Annotated in this window: 18 protein-coding genes; 5 read left to right on the forward strand and 13 right to left on the reverse strand. The window is 69.3% G+C overall.

Features of this window, described 5'->3' with window-relative positions; translation table 11 throughout:
* The first annotated feature begins 10 nt into the window (after window positions 1-10).
* The gene (locus tag ACQY9S_RS07975; protein ID WP_428425638.1) at window positions 11-556 is read left to right on the forward strand and encodes a methylated-DNA--[protein]-cysteine S-methyltransferase; all 546 of its coding nucleotides are present in this window, start codon (window positions 11-13) and stop codon (window positions 554-556) included.
* Window positions 553-1,452, forward strand: coding sequence for a DMT family transporter (locus tag ACQY9S_RS07980; RefSeq protein ID WP_428424600.1), 900 nt, complete (start codon window positions 553-555; stop codon window positions 1,450-1,452). Before ACQY9S_RS07975 ends, ACQY9S_RS07980 begins: the two co-directional genes overlap by 4 nt.
* 81 nt (window positions 1,453-1,533) lie before the next feature.
* Here ACQY9S_RS07980 and ACQY9S_RS07985 read toward each other — a convergent pair whose 3' ends face one another.
* From ACQY9S_RS07985 to dctP, 10 genes are all read right to left on the reverse strand, one after another.
* Window positions 1,534-2,454: an ACP S-malonyltransferase gene (locus ACQY9S_RS07985; RefSeq protein ID WP_428424602.1), complete on the reverse strand. Its 921-nt coding sequence runs from the start codon at window positions 2,452-2,454 to the stop codon at window positions 1,534-1,536.
* Window positions 2,451-3,311: a triphosphoribosyl-dephospho-CoA synthase MdcB gene (gene mdcB / locus ACQY9S_RS07990; protein ID WP_428424604.1), complete on the reverse strand. Its 861-nt coding sequence runs from the start codon at window positions 3,309-3,311 to the stop codon at window positions 2,451-2,453. Before mdcB ends, ACQY9S_RS07985 begins: the two co-directional genes overlap by 4 nt.
* 41 nt (window positions 3,312-3,352) lie before the next feature.
* Window positions 3,353-4,084 (reverse strand): malonate decarboxylase holo-[acyl-carrier-protein] synthase, encoded by a 732-nt coding sequence (gene mdcG, locus ACQY9S_RS07995; protein ID WP_428425640.1) that lies wholly within the window; start codon window positions 4,082-4,084, stop codon window positions 3,353-3,355.
* An 11-nt stretch (window positions 4,085-4,095) separates the two neighbouring features.
* Complete coding sequence (mdcE, locus tag ACQY9S_RS08000) at window positions 4,096-4,794, reverse strand: biotin-independent malonate decarboxylase subunit gamma (RefSeq protein WP_428424606.1); 699 nt, start codon at window positions 4,792-4,794, stop codon at window positions 4,096-4,098.
* 10 nt (window positions 4,795-4,804) lie between these two features.
* A complete protein-coding gene (locus ACQY9S_RS08005; protein ID WP_428424608.1) occupies window positions 4,805-5,704 on the reverse strand; it encodes a biotin-independent malonate decarboxylase subunit beta in 900 nt (299 codons plus the stop codon).
* Complete coding sequence (gene mdcC / locus ACQY9S_RS08010) at window positions 5,701-6,012, reverse strand: malonate decarboxylase acyl carrier protein (protein ID WP_428425642.1); 312 nt, start codon at window positions 6,010-6,012, stop codon at window positions 5,701-5,703. Before mdcC ends, ACQY9S_RS08005 begins: the two co-directional genes overlap by 4 nt.
* Window positions 6,013-6,030: 18 nt before the next feature.
* Window positions 6,031-7,713, reverse strand: a complete 1,683-nt coding sequence (mdcA, locus tag ACQY9S_RS08015) for a malonate decarboxylase subunit alpha (protein WP_428424610.1) — start codon at window positions 7,711-7,713, stop codon at window positions 6,031-6,033.
* Window positions 7,714-7,756: 43 nt separating this feature from the next.
* Window positions 7,757-9,118, reverse strand: coding sequence for a TRAP transporter large permease (locus ACQY9S_RS08020; protein WP_428424612.1), 1,362 nt, complete (start codon window positions 9,116-9,118; stop codon window positions 7,757-7,759).
* 67 nt (window positions 9,119-9,185) lie between these two features.
* Window positions 9,186-9,758 carry a TRAP transporter small permease gene (locus ACQY9S_RS08025; protein WP_428424614.1) on the reverse strand — a complete coding sequence of 191 codons (573 nt, stop codon included), beginning with the start codon at window positions 9,756-9,758 and terminating at the stop codon, window positions 9,186-9,188.
* Entirely contained in the window at window positions 9,755-10,777 is a 1,023-nt protein-coding gene (gene dctP, locus ACQY9S_RS08030; protein ID WP_428424616.1) for a TRAP transporter substrate-binding protein DctP, read from the reverse strand. Before dctP ends, ACQY9S_RS08025 begins: the two co-directional genes overlap by 4 nt.
* Window positions 10,778-10,993: 216 nt before the next feature.
* On the opposite strand from dctP, the gene ACQY9S_RS08035 reads away from it, so the two are divergent.
* A complete protein-coding gene (locus ACQY9S_RS08035) occupies window positions 10,994-11,695 on the forward strand; it encodes a GntR family transcriptional regulator (protein WP_428425644.1) in 702 nt (233 codons plus the stop codon).
* A 128-nt stretch (window positions 11,696-11,823) separates the two neighbouring features.
* Here the strand turns inward: ACQY9S_RS08035 and ACQY9S_RS08040 are convergent, their stop codons facing one another.
* The 3 genes from ACQY9S_RS08040 to ACQY9S_RS08050 are packed head-to-tail and all read right to left on the reverse strand — an operon-like array spanning window position 11,824 to window position 15,205.
* Window positions 11,824-12,705, reverse strand: coding sequence for a zf-HC2 domain-containing protein (locus ACQY9S_RS08040; RefSeq protein WP_428424618.1), 882 nt, complete (start codon window positions 12,703-12,705; stop codon window positions 11,824-11,826).
* Window positions 12,706-12,738: 33 nt separating this feature from the next.
* The gene (locus tag ACQY9S_RS08045) at window positions 12,739-13,863 is read right to left on the reverse strand and encodes a sigma factor (protein WP_428424620.1); all 1,125 of its coding nucleotides are present in this window, start codon (window positions 13,861-13,863) and stop codon (window positions 12,739-12,741) included.
* A gap of 13 nt (window positions 13,864-13,876) precedes the next feature.
* A complete protein-coding gene (locus ACQY9S_RS08050) occupies window positions 13,877-15,205 on the reverse strand; it encodes a protein kinase domain-containing protein (RefSeq protein WP_428424622.1) in 1,329 nt (442 codons plus the stop codon).
* 199 nt (window positions 15,206-15,404) lie between these two features.
* Between ACQY9S_RS08050 and ACQY9S_RS08055 the strand changes: the two genes are divergently transcribed.
* Together ACQY9S_RS08055 and ACQY9S_RS08060 are read left to right on the forward strand one after the other, a co-directional pair.
* The gene (locus ACQY9S_RS08055) at window positions 15,405-15,782 is read left to right on the forward strand and encodes a hypothetical protein (RefSeq protein ID WP_428424624.1); all 378 of its coding nucleotides are present in this window, start codon (window positions 15,405-15,407) and stop codon (window positions 15,780-15,782) included.
* A gap of 80 nt (window positions 15,783-15,862) precedes the next feature.
* On the forward strand, window positions 15,863-17,344 hold the full coding sequence (locus tag ACQY9S_RS08060) for a PrsW family intramembrane metalloprotease (protein ID WP_428424626.1): 1,482 nt from the start codon (window positions 15,863-15,865) through the stop codon (window positions 17,342-17,344).
* Window positions 17,345-17,348 lie beyond the last annotated feature (4 nt).

The raw sequence follows: 17,348 nt of genomic DNA on the forward strand, positions 1-17,348 counted from the left end.
GCTCTTGAACATGCACGCCCTCGACGAAACGTCCCGCACGCGAACGCAACGCCGACGCAATCGCCCCTGGCCGGCCTTGCGCGCGCAGGCCCGGGCGGAGTCACCGCTCGGGCCGCTCACCCTCGCGGCCACCGACGACGGCTTGGCAGGCTTGTGGTTCGACGGACAGAAACACCATCCGGGCGAACTCGGCGCACCGGTCGATCCGTCCCAACGCTGGCTCGCGACGGGCCTGGCCGAACTCGAGGCCTACTGGCGCGACGGCAGGGCCGGTTTCACGGTCGCGCTGGACCCGCAAGGCACTCCTTTTCAGCGCGCGGTCTGGGACAAGCTGCGCGCGATCGCACCCGGGCAGACCTGGACCTACGGTGCGCTGGCACGGCAACTGGGGCGCGAAACCGCCGTCCGGGCGGTCGCGGCGGCCGTGGGCCGCAATCCGCTGTCGATCATCGTGCCCTGCCACCGGGTGCTCGGCTCGACCGGCGCGCTCACCGGTTATGCCGGCGGCCTGGACCGCAAGGCCGCCTTGCTGAAGCTCGAAGGCGCACGGCCATGAAAGGACACGACCTGGGCGAGCTGGTCACGCTGGCGGCCGTGTGGGGTGCGTCGTTCCTCTTCATGCGCCTGGGCGCGGCCGACTTCGGGCCGGTCGCACTGGCAGGCCTGCGGGTGCTCGGTGCGACCCTCGTGTTGATGCCGCTGCTGTTGTGGCGCAAGGACCTGGGCGCGCTGCGCGCCCACTGGAAGCCGATCTTCATCGTCGGCCTCACCAACTCCGGCCTGCCCTTCCTCTGCTTCGGCTATGCGGCCCTCGCGCTCAACGCGGGACTCAGCAGCATCTTCAATGCGGCGACGCCCCTGTTCGGCGCGCTCATCGCATGGCTGTGGCTCAAGGACAAGCTCAGCGCGCCGCGCGTGCTCGGCCTGCTGATCGGCTTCGGCGGCGTGCTGTGGCTCGCGTGGGACAAGGCCAGCTTCAAGCCCGGGGCGCACGGCACGAGCACCGGCTGGGCGATCGTCGCATGCCTGACGGCGACGCTGCTCTACGGCTGGTCAGCCAGCTTCACGAAGCGGCGCCTCACGGGCGTGGCGCCGCTCGCGGTCGCGACGGGCAGCCAGCTGTCGTCCAGCCTGCTGTTGACGCTGCCCATGCTGTGGTTCTGGCCGACGCGCGCGCCCTCCGGCACGTCGTGGCTCGCGGTCGTGTTGCTGGCGGTGGTCTGCACCGGCGTCGCCTACGTGTTGTTCTTCCGGCTCATCGCACGCATCGGCCCGGCCAACACCATCACGGTGACCTTCCTGATACCGGCCTTCGCGATGGCCTGGGGCGCACTGTTCCTGCACGAGCGGCTCACCGCATCCATGATGCTCGGCTGCGCCGTGATCCTGCTCGGGACGGCGCTCGCAACGGGCCTGCTGCCACGACCGAAGCCTGTGCGCGCCGCCGGCTGATGGTCCCGCCACCGTCGGGGGGTGTCCGCAAGCGACACCGCCATGGCTTCGCTCACCCGCTTCGGCCCGTCTGCGCAAGCGCTATCGATCGAGCGTCTTGCGCACCCATGCCACCACCGCCTCGGCGCTGTGAAATTCATCGACCGAGCGCACCGGCACGTCGGCGTGGCCTGCCGCCCACATGCGAGACAGCGTGCAGCCCGGACCCACTTCCAGCACGCAGCGCGGCATGCGCTCGGCCAGGGTCTCGAGGCAGCGATGCCACTGCACGGTGCTCGCGATCTGGCGAGCCAGCGCCCGTTTCAGCGCGAGCGGCTGGCGTTGCCCTTCGCCATCGAGGTTGGTGACCACCAGCGCGCGGCTTGCGCGCCAGGGCATGGGTTCGATCAGTTGCGCAAAGGCGTCTGCGGCCACCCGCATCAGCGGCGTGTGCGAGGCGACCTGTACCCTCAGCGGCACGAGATCGGCGCCGAGACCGGCGAGTTCGGTCGCCGCCCGCGCGAGCGCACAGGACAACCCGCCGAGCACCCAGCGCTCCGGCCCGAGGCGTATCGCCACCGCCAGGTCGAGACGGGCGCAGAGCGCTGCGACCACCGCTTCAGGCACCCCGCTCGCCGACACCAGGCCGCTGTCCACGCCCGCCGCGCTGTCGTCCATCACCTCGGCGCGCCGCCTGGCGAGATGCAAGGCGTCCGGTGCGCCGTACACGCCCACAGCACTGCAGGCAGCGAGTTCACCGACGCTGTAGCCCGCCACCGCCACGGGCTCTGGCAGTTGCGGCGCCAGCGCCTGCCACGCGGCGAGCGCCACGCCGGTGAGCAGGCACTGTGCAACGCGGTTGCCCGTCGCCCATTCGGGGTCGTGCAGGCGAGCGCGCCAGTCGGCACCGATCTCGGCCGCCATCAGCGCCAGCGTCGGTTCGGCGAGCGGGTGACGGTCGAGCCAGCGCAGCATGTCCGGATGCTGGACACCCTGCCCCGGAAACAGCAGCGCGAGGCTCATGACGGGGCGCAGACCCGGTCGAGCAGGCACGCGGCCGCCAGCAGGTCGGCCGCTCCACCGGGCGACAGGCGGCGCGACACGAAGGCGGCATGGATGGCCCGCGCATGAGCGAGGCCATCGGGCCGCCCCGCGCCACCGGCATGCAGGAACTCGCGCGCCATCTGCCGTGCGAAGCGCAGCCCGGCCAGTCCGCCGCGGTGGGCCAGGTTGGTATCGTCCAGCACGGACATGATGTCAAAGAGCGCCTGCAGCCGCGCCCGACGATCGTCGAGTCCGCCGGAGCGCGCCGCCCGCAATGCCGGCAGCGCGATCTCGAACAGCACCGGAAAGCCGAGTGCCGCCTCTTCCCCCACCGGACGCAGGCCGCAACTGCGTGCGGCCCGCTGGCCGTTCGACGCGGCGGCGTGCCGGCTGCGTTCGCGCAAGGCGTCGCCCCAGTGCATCAGCAGGGTGTGGCGCACGGCCTGTGGCGTCAGCACCGCCCCGGCGGCCATCAGACGACCCGCAGCCGCGCACAGCAGGCCCAGCGTGAAGACGGCGCCACGGTGCGTGTTGATGCCGCCCGTGGCCCGGAGCATGCGCGCTTCGGCCGCCACACCCAGTGCCTGCAGTTCGGCGAACGGCGCACTCGCCGCCCCGGCGACTGCAATGCGCGCAAAGTAGTGGCGCAGCGCGAACAGGCTGCGCATGAAGCTGCCGGCATCCATGTCGGTGTGGCTGCCGGTGTCGACGAAGGACACCAGGCCGGGCTTGGGATCAAGCGCCAGTTCGTCGTAGAGGGCGCCCGTCGCGGCGCGCCCCAGCGCCTGCAGGCGGGCCGCCAGGACAGCTGGCAGGCGCGCCGTCTCGCCGACCATGGCCCCGCTGCACCGGGGCCCCAACGCCGGCTGCACCGCGCTCATGCGTCAACACCGGCGTCGCTGCATTCGACGACAGGCCGCTTGCACCACGCCGGCGCATCGCTCTGCAGGCACGCTGTGCCGGACTCCAGCGCGACACCATGCAGGCGCTTGACGAGCACCCGGTCCACGTGCCCTCGGCGCCACTGCAGCCATTCGCGCCAGGCGACGGCCGCGCCGTCGTCGAACACCAGCTCGCCGTCGAGGCACGGTCCGCTCGGCGGTGCCGCGCACAGCAGTTCGGTCACCGCGTCGCCCTTCAGAACACCATCGACCGCCACGTGCAGGTCGAGGTCGGACGCCGCGTGCAGGTAGGCAAGCCCCGTCAGCCGCTGCCAGCCGTGGCTGCCGTGGACACGGGCGGTCACGCCCAGACGGTCCAGCGCCTCGCACCAGGCCAGCCAGGCCCCTCGCACAGGCTTCGGCAGCAGGCCCGCCACGTCCGCTGCCAAGGGAAAGTCACCGTAGTAGAGCGCCCGATGGGCCGGCACCTGCAATGCGATCTTGCGGCGCCCCCATCTGCCGGGTGCCGCCAACCCGAGTGCCAGCACCGCCGCAGTACTTGCCCCCACCTGCGTCGGCGCAGCTTGCTGCGTGACCACCAGCGGCAGGTGGTGGGCTGCCCAGTGCGCGACGCACGCACGGGCCTGATCGTCGCGCGGCTGGCGCTGCACCTCCCCCCAGCCGGCGTCGCCGAGCCAGACCAATCGATGCCGTCGCAGCACGACCATCACCGTGTGCCTCAGGCTGCCAGCACCTGCTCCGCCACCGATGCGGCGAGCCGCCGCCCGCCGCGCAATGCGCCATCGCGGGCCCGCTCATCGGTGGTCGGCGCCGAGCGCAGCGCGTCACTCAGACAGGCCCGCAGATCACCGCGCCACAGGGCTCGCACCCCCCCCATCGCGACGTAGTTCTCGACGCCCGGGGCGAACACCGGGTTGGCCTTGGACAATTCCGTCAATCGCTCCTCGGAGATCTTGGTCACGCGCGCCATCGCCGGAATGCGCATGACGCGGATCTCGGCCTCCGGCAGCGCATAGCAGGCATCGGCGATCAGGCCGGAGGTGATGAAGCCGCCCGACAGGGCCTGGTCGTAGACCAGGCCGATGACGCGGTGCCCGCGCCGGCGGGCGAGATCGATGCAGCAGCCCAGATGCGCCATCGCGCGGTTGATGCCCAGCAATTCATCGCGGATGCGCAGCTGCTGTCCCTGCGTATCGATCAGCAGCAGGATCGGCCTGCCGGGGTGATGCGAGACGGTGTCCAGCACCACGCGCGCCTGCGCCAGCGCCATCGCGACGCCGATCGGCGCATGGTTCGTGGTGCCGACGACAGTGATCGTCTTTCCTTCGAGCTCCGCGCTGCCGTGCAGAAACTCGCCATCGGCGGTGATGTCGTGCGCAGGACCGAACAGCTGCATGGCCAGGGTGTTCCACTCCATCGCTTCGTCCTCAGCCAGTGATGGCAGCCGCCGCGCCCGGGCGCAGGGCGCGCACGGCATCGGCATTCAGATCGGGAATCCGCCCGGCATCGTGCACGCCGATGCGCTGCCACAGCGCGATGGCGTCGCTGCCGGCCGGCGCCTGCGCCAGGCGCTGCACCAGTTGGGCATGCTCCTGCTCGAGCGACGCCAGGCTCACCGGATGCGAAGCGTCCGCGGCGTCGACGGCCGCTGCCGCCGCGGCCCGGAATGCGGCCACGTCGTCGTCGACCAGCACGTCGCAGTCGCCCGTGAGGTAGCGGTGCTTGCCGCCGGTGGTGCGCCACACCAGCGCGCGATCGCGCGAGTCGAACTCCTCCACGCCATGGGAAGCCTCGATCACTTCCGGGCCCGACATCGACAAGCGTGCGATGTCGCTCATGACGATGTGGTCGGCGCAACGTGCCACGATGCCCATGCCGCCGAAGCAGCCGTTCGCGCCGCCGATCAGCACGATCACCGGAATGCCGGCGTCGCGCGCGTCGAGCACGGCCCGCATCACTTCGGACACCGCAATCAGGCCGGCGTTGGCTTCGTGAAGGCGCACGCCGCCGGACTCGGCCAGCAACAGCACCGCCGCCGGCCGGTCGCGCAAGGCGCGCTGCAGCAGGCCGGTGAGCTTGGCGCCGTGCACCTCTCCCACGCCGCCGCCCATGAACTCGCCCTCCTGCGCGGCGATGAACACCCGCTTCGCGTTCAATCGCCCCTGGCCGATCGCGATGCCGTCGTCGAACGCCGACGGCACGCCCAACTGCGCCAAGTGCGGGCTCATCACGCGGGCAGCGGGCGGCAACCATTCCTCGAAGCTGCCCTGATCGAGCAGCAGGGCCACGCGCTCGCGCGCCGTGCACTCCGCGAAGCTGATGTTCATGGCGCGGCTCCCGCCAGTGCGGACGCAGCTTGGTCGAGACGCAGGCTCACCACCGCGGGCGTGGCACCCATGTCGTTGATCGACACGGTGGCGCCGGCCAGGCCATGCCGCTCGTGGAAGTCTCGCACCACGGCTTCCCAGATGGCGCCGAAACCGCGCGCCGAGGTTTCGATCCGGAAGGCACAACCCTCGGAGGCCGCGGGCTCGACCAGCACCTCGAGATTGCCCGAAGCGACCACCCCGACCAGGATCGGCGCAAAGGGCGGCAGCCGGTGGCCGCCGGAGAACTCGTAGCGCAGTGTTTCCATTCCAGTCATGGCCCGTCCTCACCAGTTGCGGAACTTGCTCGGCGGCTGGTAGAGCCCGCCGGAGGCCTGCACCAGATCGCGCATCGAGCGTGCGGCCAGCAGATTGCGCGTCGCGTCGCGCACGTCGATGCCGATGTCCACCGGCCGGCGGATGACGCCGCGGTCGCGCAGGTTCTCCACCAGGCGCCTGTCGCGCGCCAGCCCCACCGGCGTGTAGCCTGCCACGCCGCGTATCGCCTGCTCGCGCTCTTCGTCGGTGCGGCACAGCAGCAGGTTGGCCACACCTTCTTCGGTCAGGATGTGCGTCACGTCCTCGCCGTAGATCATGATGGGCGGCAGCGGCATGTTCGATTGCTCGGCGAGCGTCCAGGCATCGAGGTGTTCGACGAACGCCGGCTGCATGTGCTCGCGAAAGGTCTCGACCATCTGCACCACGAGCTTCTGGCCGCGCGGCGTGCCGCGCGCCCCGGTCAGTCCATCGCGCGCCTGGCGGCCGGCCTTGAGCCAGGCCGCGCTGGAATGGCGCCGGCCGCGCGCGTCGGCGCCCATGTTGGGCGCGCCGCCGAAGCCGGCGATGCGGCCCAGCGTGGCGGTCGAGCTGTTGCCCGCCAGGTCGATCTGCAGCGTGGAGCCGATGAACAGGTCGCAGGCGTAGTGCCCCGCCGCCTGGCAGAACGCGCGGTTGCTGCGCAGCGATCCGTCGGCGCCGGTGAAGAACACGTCCGAGCGAGCGCGGATGTACTCCTCCATGCCGAGCTCGGACCCGAAGGAATGGATGGACTCCACCCAGCCGGCTTCGATGGCCGGGATCAGCGCCGGGTGCGGGTTGAGTGCCCAGTGCTTGCAGATCTTGCCCTTCAGGCCCAGCGACTCGCCATAGGTGGGCAGCAGCAGTTCGATCGCCGCGGTGTCGAAGCCGATGCCGTGGTTCAGTCGCTGCACGCCGTACTCGGCGTAGATGCCCTTGATGGCCATCATGGCCATCAACACCTGGATCTCCGAGATCTGGGCCGGATCGCGCGTGAACAGCGGTTCGATGAAGTTCGGGCGCGGCGCCAGCACCACGAAGTCGACCCAGTCGGCCGGCACGTCGACGCGCGGCAGCGTCTCGACGATCTCGTTGACCTGGGCGATCACGATGCCGCCGCTGAAGGCCGTCGCTTCGACGATGGCCGGCGTGTCTTCGGTGTTCGGGCCGGTGTAGAGGTTGCCCTGCGCGTCGGCCGCCTGAGCGGCGATCAGCGAAACCTTGGGGGTCAGGTCGACGAAGTAGCGGCCGAACAGCTCCAGGTAGGTATGGATGGCGCCGATCTGCAGGCGATTGCGCGAAACCAGTTGCGCCAGGCGAGCGCCTTGCGGTCCCGAGAACGAGAAGTCGAGCCTGGAGGCGATGCCGTTCTCGAACACGTCCAGGTGCTCCGGCAAGGACAGCACCGACTGCACCATGTGCAGGTCGTGCACGCGCTGCGGGTCCACCTGCACCAGCGTCTGCGCCAGGAAGTCGGCCTGCTTCTGGTTGTTGCCTTCGAGGCAGACCCGGTCGCCCGGCTCCAGGACCGCGCCGAGCAAGGCCACGCACTGTTCGGTCGCGACACGCTTGCCGTGCAGCGCCCTGCCCAGGACTTCGGCCGCGCGCGTCAGCCGCTGGGCGCGGTTGACGGCACGGGTGTTCCACGCCGGAAGTTCTCGGGGTGCGTTCATGACCGGGTCTCGGATCGGTTTCTGGGCGGGCGACGTGGCGCGCTCAACGGCCGGGGGCCGCAACCCCCATCACCAGATCGGGCAAGGCGGTGGCAATGCCGGGGAACACGCAGATCAGCACCACCGACAACAGCATCAGGATCACGAAAGGCAGCACGCCCCAGATGATGTCGTTGAGCGGGATGTCGGGGGCGATGTTCTTGATGACGAAGATGTTCAGGCCGACGGGTGGGTGGATCAGCCCGGTCTCCATCACGATCGTCATCAGCACGCCGAACCAGATCAGGTCGAAGCCGGCGGCCTTGAGCGGCGGCAGGATGATCGGCGCCGTCATCAGGATGATGCTGACCGGCGGCAGGAAGAAGCCGAGCAGAATCACCATCAGCAGCACGGCGAAGAGCAGCACCCATTTCGACAGCTGCATGCCGACGATCCATTCGGCCGTGGCCTGGCTGATGTGCAGATAGCTCATCACGTAGGAGAACAGCAGCGACATGCCGATGATGAACATCAGCATCGTCGACTCCTTCAGCGTCGACGTGAGGATGGGCGCCACGTCCTTCGGCCGCCAGACGCCGTAAATGACGGCGATCAGCAGCAGCGCGAGCAGGGCGCCCAGGCCGGCGGTTTCCGACGGCGTGGCGAAGCCGCCGTACAGCGCGACCATCACGCCGATCAGCAGCAGCACGAAGGGCACCACCCGCGGCAGCATCTCGAACTTCTCGCGCCGCGTGAAGGTCTCGTTCGCGAGCAGGGCCGACGCAGCGCCGGAGCGCTTGTACTCGGCCTCGGCCAGCGTGTACTCCTTGCGGTAGCGGATGGCCGCGTAGCCCGCGAACAGCGCCACCAGCAGCACGCCCGGGAAGATGCCGGCGAGGAACAGCCGGCCGAGCGACTGCTCCGCCGCCACGGCGTACAGGATCATCGTGATCGACGGCGGCAGCAGGATGCCCAGCGTGCCGCCGGCGGCGATGATGCCGGCCGCGAAGCCCGGCGAGTAGCCGCGCTTGCGCATCTCGGGAATGCCGGCGCTGCCGATGGCCGAGCAGGTCGCCGGGCTGGAGCCGGCCATGGCGGCGAACAGCGCACAGGCAAAGACGTTGGCGATGCCCAGGCCGCCCGGGATGCGCCCCATCCACACATGCATCGCCGCGTACAGGTCCTGGCCGGCGCGCGACTTGCCGATCGCCGCGCCCTTCAGGATGAACAACGGAATCGACAGCAGCGTGATGCTGGCCATCTCCTCGTAGACGTTCTGCGTCACCGTGTCGAGCGCCGAGGCCGGCATGAAGAGGTACATGAACAGCACCGCCACGCTGCCGAGCGCGAACGAGATCGGCGCGCCCGAGAACATGAACAGCAGCGTCACGACGCCGAACAGCGAACCCAATGCAAGCATGCTCATTGAAACTCCCTTGGCGCTGCGCGCCGCCCCCCGAGGGGGAATTCGCCCTTGGGGCGGTCCTGCGGGTTCATGCAAACACCCCTTGCTTCTTCTTGATCAGACCGTTGAGGCGAGCCGTCAGCTGCACCAGCAACTGAAGGCTGAGCAGCGTCATGCCGAGCGACATCAGGCCGTAGGGGATCCACAGCGGCGGCGCCCACGAGGACGAGGTCGTCTGGCCGTCGACCCAGGCCTCGTGGAGCAAGGTCCACGATTTCCAGGCGAAGAAGGCGCAGAACAGCACGCACATCAGATCGACCACGGCGAGCCGCCAGCGATTGACCGCCCCGGGCAGCAGCCCGGCGATCGCCTCGATGCCGACGTGCCCGCGCAAGGATTGCACGAAGGCGCCGCACAGGAAGGTGGCACCGACGAGGCAGAACACCGCCGCCTCGTCCTGCCAGTCGGTGGAGGCCTTCATCACGTAGCGCGACACGACGCTGTAGGTCAACACGCAAGAGGCCACGAGCAAAGCCACCATGCCCAGCGTGACCATCGCCTGGTTGACCCACAGCAGCGCGCGCGCGACGGGCTTGAGCAGCTCGGGCGTGTCGGCGTCGATCTCGACGAGCGCCGGGCCGTTGTCGATGCCGTGGCTCATAGCAGCTTCTGCGCCGCGCTGATCAGGCTGGCGCAGGATTCGTTCTTCTCGGCGAAGTCCTTCCACGCGGTGTCGCGGGCGATGACCTGCCACTTCTTCAGCGTGGGATCGTCCAGGTCGTAGACCTTGGCGCCGGCCTTGGCGTAGATCTCGGCAGCCGTCTTGTCATCGGCCTTGGCCGCGTCGCGCGCGAAGACTTCGAGCTCCGCGCCCACGGCCAACACCACGTCCTGCTGGGCCTTCGGCAGCTTGGAGAAGACCTCCTTGGAGATCATCAGCGGCTCGAGCATGAACCAATAGGTCTTGACGCGCCCCGAGGTCAGGTGCTTCGCGATCTCCTCGAGCTTGAACGAGATGAAGCTGGTGGACGACGTCATGGCCGCATCCATCGCGCCGGTCTGCATCGCGGCGTAGATCTCGTTCGACGGCAGCGTGATCACGGATGCGCCGGCCGTCTTGAGCATCATGTCCATTTCGCGACTGCCGCCGCGCACCTTCAGGCCCTTGGCGTCGTCGGGCGTCACGAGCGGCCGGGCGCGGCTCGCCACGCCACCGGCCTGCCAGACCCAGCTGACGATGATCACGCCCTTGTCGTCGAGCACCTTGGCGAGCTGCTTGCCGACCTCGGCAGTCTTCCAGGCAGCGCCCTGCTCGTAGCTCGGCACCAGCGCCGGCATCAGACCGATGTTGGTTTCGGGCACCTCGCCGCCGGCATACGACAGCGGCACCAGACTCATGTCCAGGGCGCCCTTGCGCATGGAAGAGAACTGGGCATTGGTCTTCATCAGCGACGAGCCCGGATACACCGACGCCTTCAATGCCCCGTTGGTGCGCTTCTCCACCTCGGCGGCGAACTTGCGGCACAGCCGGTCGCGGAAATCGCCCTCCGTCAGCGAGCCGCTCGGAAACTGGTGCGAGATCTTCAGCGCACCCGGGGTTTGCGCGAAGGCCGGACCCATCAGTCCGGCCAGGGCCGTGCCGCCTGCGGCGTGAATAAGCTGGCGTCTGCTCAGGTTCATCGTTGTCTCCTTGGGTCGATGCAGGTTCGGAGGCGGCCGCTCGGCTCAGAGCGGGCCATCGACGACGAACGGAGCACTTTTTCAGTGCCTTGAGTTCATCTATGCATGCAATTTATCGCCTTCATGTATAATTTACAATATAAATTGCATCATGTAATACCCGAATGCAAATCTCAAATTGGCTCTTCGTCATACGAACCCAGTAGACTCTTGGACATGAACCGCTTGTCCGAGAGCTTGAGAGAGGCCATCGAGGAAGAGGTCGCGACCGGCAAATTGCTGCCCGGCACGCACCTCGACGAGATCGAATTGGCGCAACGTTTCGGCGTCTCGCGAACCCCCATTCGGGAAGCACTGAGTCTGCTTGCCGGTGAAGGCCTCATCGAGATACGCCCCCGGCGCGGCGCCGTCGTCGCGCAGGTCACGCCGCAGCGCCTGGTGGAAATGTTCGAGGTCATGGCGGAGCTCGAGGCCATGTGCGCGCGCCTGGCTGCCCGTCGCATGACCGAGGCCGAGCTGCTCACGCTCGAAGAGGCCCACGAACGCTGCCGGACCGCGGCAGCCGGGCGAGATTCGGACGCCTATTTCTATGCGAACGAAGTCTTTCATCAGGCCATCTACAGTGCCGGGCACAACAGCTTCCTGAGCGACCAGGCCCATGTCCTGCAACGCAAGGTGCGCCCGTATCGGCGCCTGCAGTTGCGGGTGCGCAACCGTGTGCAACGCTCCTTCGAGGAGCACCAGACCATTCTGGACGCGCTCCGGGAAGGCGATGCCGAGAAGGCCGTGACGGCGATCCGCGGCCATGTGGTCGTGCAGGGCGAGCGGTTTGCCGACCTCGTCGCCGGCCTGGCACAACTCGAAGCCGCTCCGCCTGCAACGGCCTCGCGGGCCGCGCTGGAAACGGTGGGCAAGTAGTAGGCCGCTCAGGCCTGTGCGTCGATCTCGATCAGCAAGCTCGGGCAGGTCGACGGTGCACGGCTGGCGCTGCAGCACAACCTGGGCCTCGGGGGGCCTGCGTCGTGACGCTCTACGAACGCGTGTGATCAGGGCGGCGCAGCCCGCTTCAGCGACGCCGCGCGCTCGAACCACTCCCGGGCCCGCTGCGGATCGGGACGGCGCTCGTACAGTGTGCCGAGGTTGAAGGCCGCAGCGGCCTCGCCGGACGCTGCGGCGGCCAGCCACCACCGCTCGGCCTGCGCATCGTCGCGTGGCACCCCCTGGCCCGTTGCCAGCAAGCAGCCCAATGCGGTCTGCGCAGCCGGCTGCCCCTGCTCGGCGAGCGGCCGCAGCAGCACCGCGGCCTGCGCGGCGTCGCCAGCCCGGTAGGCCATGCCGATCTCCCGCGGCAGCCGGTCAGCGCGTTGCAGGACGCTGCCCTCGAAGCCGTCGGCCCCGGCGGCGCTGCGGTCCAGCGTCGTGCCCGGCGGGGCCTCGACACCGTCGCCGACAGGCCGCCAGACCGCGAACACCACGGCCGCCGCGAACACGGCGAAAGCGACCCGCGCCAGCGTGGGCATTCGCAGGCGATCGAGCCAGCGTGCGATCCGGCCCGGCTGCTCCACCGCGCCGCCGCGCAGCGGCCGGGCCGCAAGCGCTGCCGCGAGCTGCGGTGCGGCGTCTTTCAGGCTCTGCCATTCGTCGCGGCAGCGGCCACAGACGGCCAGGTGCGCCTCGACCCGCGCGCGCCCGTCGGCGGGCAGCGCCGCGTCGACATGCGCCTCCATGTCTTCGTAACGCAGGTGCGCCGGCGGCAGCCGCAGCGCCTGCAGCAGGCGCCGTGCCGCACGCAGTTCGGCCGGGCCGCAGAGCGCTGCGCGGCAGGTCTCGCAGGACTGCAGGTGATCGTCGAAGGCGAGCAGGTCACCGACCGACAGCGTGTGCGCGCGAAACGCGGCGAGTTCTTCCGGGCTCAGATGGCGGGTCACGGCGACCTCCTTACCGGGTAGAGACGCAAACGATCAGCCGACATTGCGTCCGCCTCCCGACGCGGCGCCGGCCGTATCGGCCAGCGCCCTCGCCAGCGCCTTCACGGCCGACAGGCGCCGGTTGATGACCTGCTGCGGGCCCAGGCCGAGCATCAGGCCGATCAGTGCGTCCATCAACGGCAGGTATTTCCACAACACGCCGAAGGCGCCGTCCCCGACCGCGCGATGGCTCGCGAGATCGGCGGCGTCGCCGGGCGCCAGCTCGAGCCCGGACCATGCGATCGCGTACTGCTGCTCGCTCAGCTCCAGCGCCGCACCGATCTGCCGCACCGAGGCAATGCCGTGCAGCACGAACACCTCGATGTCAGCGCGCGATTTGCCCGGCCCGGGAAGGTTCAGCAAATAGGCGCAGCGGTGGTCGGGCTTCAGCGCGACGACCGCACGCCACAGCCGCGCGAGCTGCTGGCGGATCGCCGCGAGCTCGTCGGGCCCCGGAGCCTCGCCGGCGAGTTCATCGGCGCCGGCCCCTTCGTCGTCGACATCCAAGGACTCGGTGCGGACCTCTTTCAGGTCGATCAGGCGTGCGACGATCGCGACCAGGTCGTCGAGCGCAAGGGCCGCACCCAGGTGCCCATAGAGCGCCGTCAACAGCCGGTCCCAGTCTTCGGCGTCGAAGAGCGCCATCGGCTTGCGTGGTACCTCCAGAACCGGCAGGCGCTCGCGCCCTTCGCGCAGCGCGGCGATGCGCGCCGCCGGCGCGACCCCGGCGGCGAGCTGCATCGAGCGCAACCCGCACAGCAGTTCGCCTTCGCCGTTCTGCCACAGCGCGTAGCGGGGCTGGTGTCCGAGGAAATAGCGCAGGCGGTTCTTCAGGCTCGCGCGCTGCGGATGCCGCTCGCGCAGGTGGTCGGACCAGGCGTTGTAGGCCACCGAAGCGGCGTAGCCCCGGAAGCTGGCGATCTCGCCGGCCGCCGCCTCGGCAAGACGCGCCCACAGGCGCGCGAGCACGTCGTGCAGCAGGTCGATCGCGTCGACGTTGTCGGGCCGCGTGTCGTCGAGCGCGAGCGACATGCCCGATTTGCGCATCAGGATCACGCGCACCAGCGGCGTGACCTCGATCAGCACGCGCTCGCGCTCGGCGGCGACGGAAGGGTCCATGGGAACGACGCAGCTAGAGCTTGACTTCGCCCTCGACGTGCCCGAAGCGCACGCGCAAGCCGTTCTCGAGCAGCAAGGCCGCGCCGGGTACCACCTGCTCGCTGCGGTCGGCGAACACCGCGGTCCAGGCCTGCGACGACCGGTTCATCAGGGCCAGCGGCTGCCCCAGCACCTCGGCCGTGATCCGGGAGAAATCGTACTCGCCGCCGCTCGTGTGGTGGGGATGCAGGAGCACGCCCGGCTCGAGGATCACGACGTGTGCCGGTGCCTCGCCACTGCGCGCGCCGGCGCGCCGCAGTCCGATGCGCGGCGGTGCCGCCGACAGCGTGGCGTCACAGCCCCAGCAGTGAATCACGCCCTGCCGCACGCGCCTGGCGTCGTAGCAGCTCTCGCCGCCGCACCCGGAGCAGACCATCACCGCGTCGCGCAGCTGGCTCATCGCACGCCGCCATTGCGTCTCCTGCACGCGACCGTGCTCCGGATCGAACAGCCCTTCGGTGAAGGCCTTCGTGAACAAGTCCTTCACGAACTGCGGATAGATCGACCAGTGCGCGATCACCGGCCCGTGCACCTGCGGGTCGGGTCGGTTGGACTCGTCCACCGGGTCGAACACGAACACCGGTTCGCTGCCGTACAGCTTGCCGCGCGCCTCCGGCGCGGCGATGTTCGCGAACGCGAACTCACGCCGCCCGATCAGCGGGTGCCCGACGTGCAGAACGCGAAACAGCAACACCGCCAGCGCGTACAGATCGGTCGTGCGCCGCGGCCCGCCACGGCGCAGCACCAGTTCGGGCGACTGGTACTCGGGCGTTCCGCCCATCACGCTGGCCGCGCCGTCGACGTCGACGTTGTCGTTGTCGCAGATCTGGATGTCGCCACTGCGGGGATCGACGAACACGTTCGCGGCACTGATGTCCTGGTAGGACAGGCCCTTCGCGTGCAGCGCAAAGAAGGCGTCGGCGAGCTGGAAACACAGCAGCGCCAGCACGCGGAACGACGGGCGGATGTCGCCCCCGATCAGATCGACGAGGTTCACGTACTGCTCGCCGCGCAGCCGCATCAGGTAGCCGAGGCCCGATCCGTCGTCGCGCGTGACCAGCTCGAAGGGCCACAGGAAGCGCTCGAGCGGTGCGCGCGCCTCGATCGCCGCCTCGATCCGCCCGCGCAACCGGGGATCGACCGCCAGCATGCGCTCGTTGTACCACTTGAGGGCGAAGCGCTCCGGCCCCAGCAGCACCCGATAGACCTCGCCCTGCCCGCCCTCGCCGAGAAAAGCCTCGATCACGACCGGCAGACCCGAGTTCGTGCCGAGCAGGCGCTGACCGATGCGGAGCTTGGGCACGTGCGTGCAGGGGCAAGGGAGTTCGAAGGATTCTAGGGTCGGGCCGCGGTCCGCACGCCCCCGGACCGCAGGATCGCAGCGCGGACCGGCCCGCGTTTTTCGGTGCCGCGACGAATATCGACCCCGGCTGCCCGTCTCCACCCGGCATGGACGAACGGAAGGACCCGATCGCCCCGATCAACGACCTGAAGGAGCCCCCATGCAAGCACCCCGCCTCCACACCGCGCTGGTTCTCTGGACCTGCGTCCTCATCGTCGCGCCCGCCGCCCACGCCCAGCAGAACGAGCCGGCATCGCAACACAGGCAGATGGCGCAGCAGGTCGCGGCACGCATGCTGCAGGCATTCGGCCAGGCGCTGCAGGAGGTGGGTGCCGCCGCAAGCCATCAGGCGTCGAGCCTGCCGAGTCCGCCAAGCCACGGCGAATCCTCGACCGACGCCCACGGCACCCCCCCGATCCACGGGGCGTCGACTCCCGCACCGCGCACGGAGCACAGCCCGGCGCCATCACGCGCCGTCCCGCAGAAGGCTCCGGTGGTCCGGGCCGACGACGGCGCGGAGCCGGTCAGTCGCTTCTGAATCGACCGCCGGGCACGCCGCCCCGACGAACAACGGGAGTTAACATGAATTCAAACGCAAGCAGATCCCTGGGGAGTGTGATGGACCAGCCCAAACGCCCTGGCGGCGAATACCGCCCTCGTTCCCCCGAGCAGCCCACCCGCTCGCAGCTGCTGCCGGTCGCGGCCAACTGGCGCGAGGTCTATCGCAAGCCCTACTTTCTGCCTGCCGTCATCACGATCGCGCTGGTCATCGCGCTGTTCCAGTTTGCCGGCTCGCCTTCGCAGGGCATGTTCATCAAGGTCGACGGGCTGCCGGTCAAGGTGCCGTACTACCTGATCCTGTTGGCGGCCTACATCTGCGTCGGCAGCCTCTACGTCATTTACCGGCTGGTCGGCAAGCCGATGCACTGGAGCGTGATGGCGGCCTCGGCGGGGCTGCTGATGGTGCTGCTGACCACCGGCATGCCGATCTTCATGGCGCTGCACTCGGTCACCTGTCCGGCCTTCATCGACAAAGCCACCGGCGGCGACGATGCCGGCCTGGTCTCGACCTTCATCAACATGTTCTTCTGCGCCGGACTGCCGGAGGAGATCTACAAAGGCATTCCGGTGGCCATCGCCATCTGGATCGGCTTGACACTCAAGCCGGTGAGTGGCTTCCTGGCACGCGCCCAGGTGACCGAGCCGCTCGACGCGATCCTGATCGGCGCAGCGGCCGGTGTCGGCTTCGCGTTCATCGAAACCGTCGGCCAGTACGTGCCCAACACAATGATCGGCGGCGACTTCCGGCAGCTGGCCGCCATCTACAACGCGGCGGCACGCAATGGCCCCGATGCCGGCGCATTCGCGGTGCAGCAGGCCATGCTGGGCAGCAGCGGCGTCGGTCTCTTCCTGATGATCCCGCGGCTGCTGGCGAACATCTGCGGGCACGCCGCCTACGCCGGCTACTTTGGTTATTTCCTGGGCCTCGCCGCGCTGCGCCGGCACGACGCCTGGAAAACCGTGGCGATCGGGCTGGCGTCGGCGGCAGGCATCCACGCCTTGTGGAACACGTTCGGCTCGTCCGGCGCCCTGCTCGGTTTCGCCGTGAAGGTCGGCGCGTTCGCGATGCTCGCGGCCGCGATCACCAAGGCACGCGAGCTGTCGCCGAACAAGGACCGGCTGGTGCCGTCGCAGATCCTCGACCACGTCTCGGAGTTGCGTGGCCACATGCCGCCACCGCCTCCCCCGCCGGCGCCGGCCCATGCGAAGCCGGCACCTGCTGCCGTCTCGGAAACCTGGGGGGCGCAAGCGGATCCGGTGCTCGAGATCGGCAGTGCCCGCGTGCCGGTCGCTGTCGGCGCGCGCATCTATGCAACGCAGACGCCAGGCCTGCAGGCCCTGGGCAGCGACGGCGTCGTCGCAGAGGTCAACGCCAACCCGAACGATCCGGCCCAGCTCGGCCTGAAGAACCTGTCGAGCAGCGGCTGGCCGGTGACGCTGTCGCATGGCGAACAGCGCGACATCGCTCCGGGGCGGTCGATCCGCCTGGCGTCCGGCACACGGATCCAGCTGGGCGACATCACGGCCGTCGTGAAGTAGCGCG

It is taken from the genome of Methylibium sp., assembly GCF_965279545.1.
GTDB lineage: Bacteria > Pseudomonadota > Gammaproteobacteria > Burkholderiales > Burkholderiaceae_C > Methylibium.

Bases quoted from the DNA above. Each gene is read 5' to 3' on its own strand.
- ACQY9S_RS08005 (WP_428424608.1), bottom strand. From the start codon at position 5,704: ATGAACATCAGCTTCGCGGAGTGCACGGCGCGCGAGCGCGTGGCCCTG.
- ACQY9S_RS08055 (WP_428424624.1), top strand. From the start codon at position 15,405: ATGCAAGCACCCCGCCTCCACACCGCGCTGGTTCTCTGGACCTGCGTC.
- ACQY9S_RS08025 (WP_428424614.1), bottom strand. From the start codon at position 9,758: ATGAGCCACGGCATCGACAACGGCCCGGCGCTCGTCGAGATCGACGCC.
- dctP (WP_428424616.1), bottom strand. From the start codon at position 10,777: ATGAACCTGAGCAGACGCCAGCTTATTCACGCCGCAGGCGGCACGGCC.
- ACQY9S_RS07980 (WP_428424600.1), top strand. From the start codon at position 553: ATGAAAGGACACGACCTGGGCGAGCTGGTCACGCTGGCGGCCGTGTGG.
- mdcE (WP_428424606.1), bottom strand. From the start codon at position 4,794: ATGGAGTGGAACACCCTGGCCATGCAGCTGTTCGGTCCTGCGCACGAC.
- mdcG (WP_428425640.1), bottom strand. From the start codon at position 4,084: ATGGTCGTGCTGCGACGGCATCGATTGGTCTGGCTCGGCGACGCCGGC.
- ACQY9S_RS07975 (WP_428425638.1), top strand. From the start codon at position 11: ATGCACGCCCTCGACGAAACGTCCCGCACGCGAACGCAACGCCGACGC.
- mdcC (WP_428425642.1), bottom strand. From the start codon at position 6,012: ATGGAAACACTGCGCTACGAGTTCTCCGGCGGCCACCGGCTGCCGCCC.
- ACQY9S_RS08060 (WP_428424626.1), top strand. From the start codon at position 15,863: ATGGACCAGCCCAAACGCCCTGGCGGCGAATACCGCCCTCGTTCCCCC.
- mdcB (WP_428424604.1), bottom strand. From the start codon at position 3,311: ATGGTCGGCGAGACGGCGCGCCTGCCAGCTGTCCTGGCGGCCCGCCTG.
- ACQY9S_RS08020 (WP_428424612.1), bottom strand. From the start codon at position 9,118: ATGAGCATGCTTGCATTGGGTTCGCTGTTCGGCGTCGTGACGCTGCTG.
- ACQY9S_RS08045 (WP_428424620.1), bottom strand. From the start codon at position 13,863: ATGGACCCTTCCGTCGCCGCCGAGCGCGAGCGCGTGCTGATCGAGGTC.
- ACQY9S_RS07985 (WP_428424602.1), bottom strand. From the start codon at position 2,454: ATGAGCCTCGCGCTGCTGTTTCCGGGGCAGGGTGTCCAGCATCCGGAC.
- mdcA (WP_428424610.1), bottom strand. From the start codon at position 7,713: ATGAACGCACCCCGAGAACTTCCGGCGTGGAACACCCGTGCCGTCAAC.
- ACQY9S_RS08035 (WP_428425644.1), top strand. From the start codon at position 10,994: ATGAACCGCTTGTCCGAGAGCTTGAGAGAGGCCATCGAGGAAGAGGTC.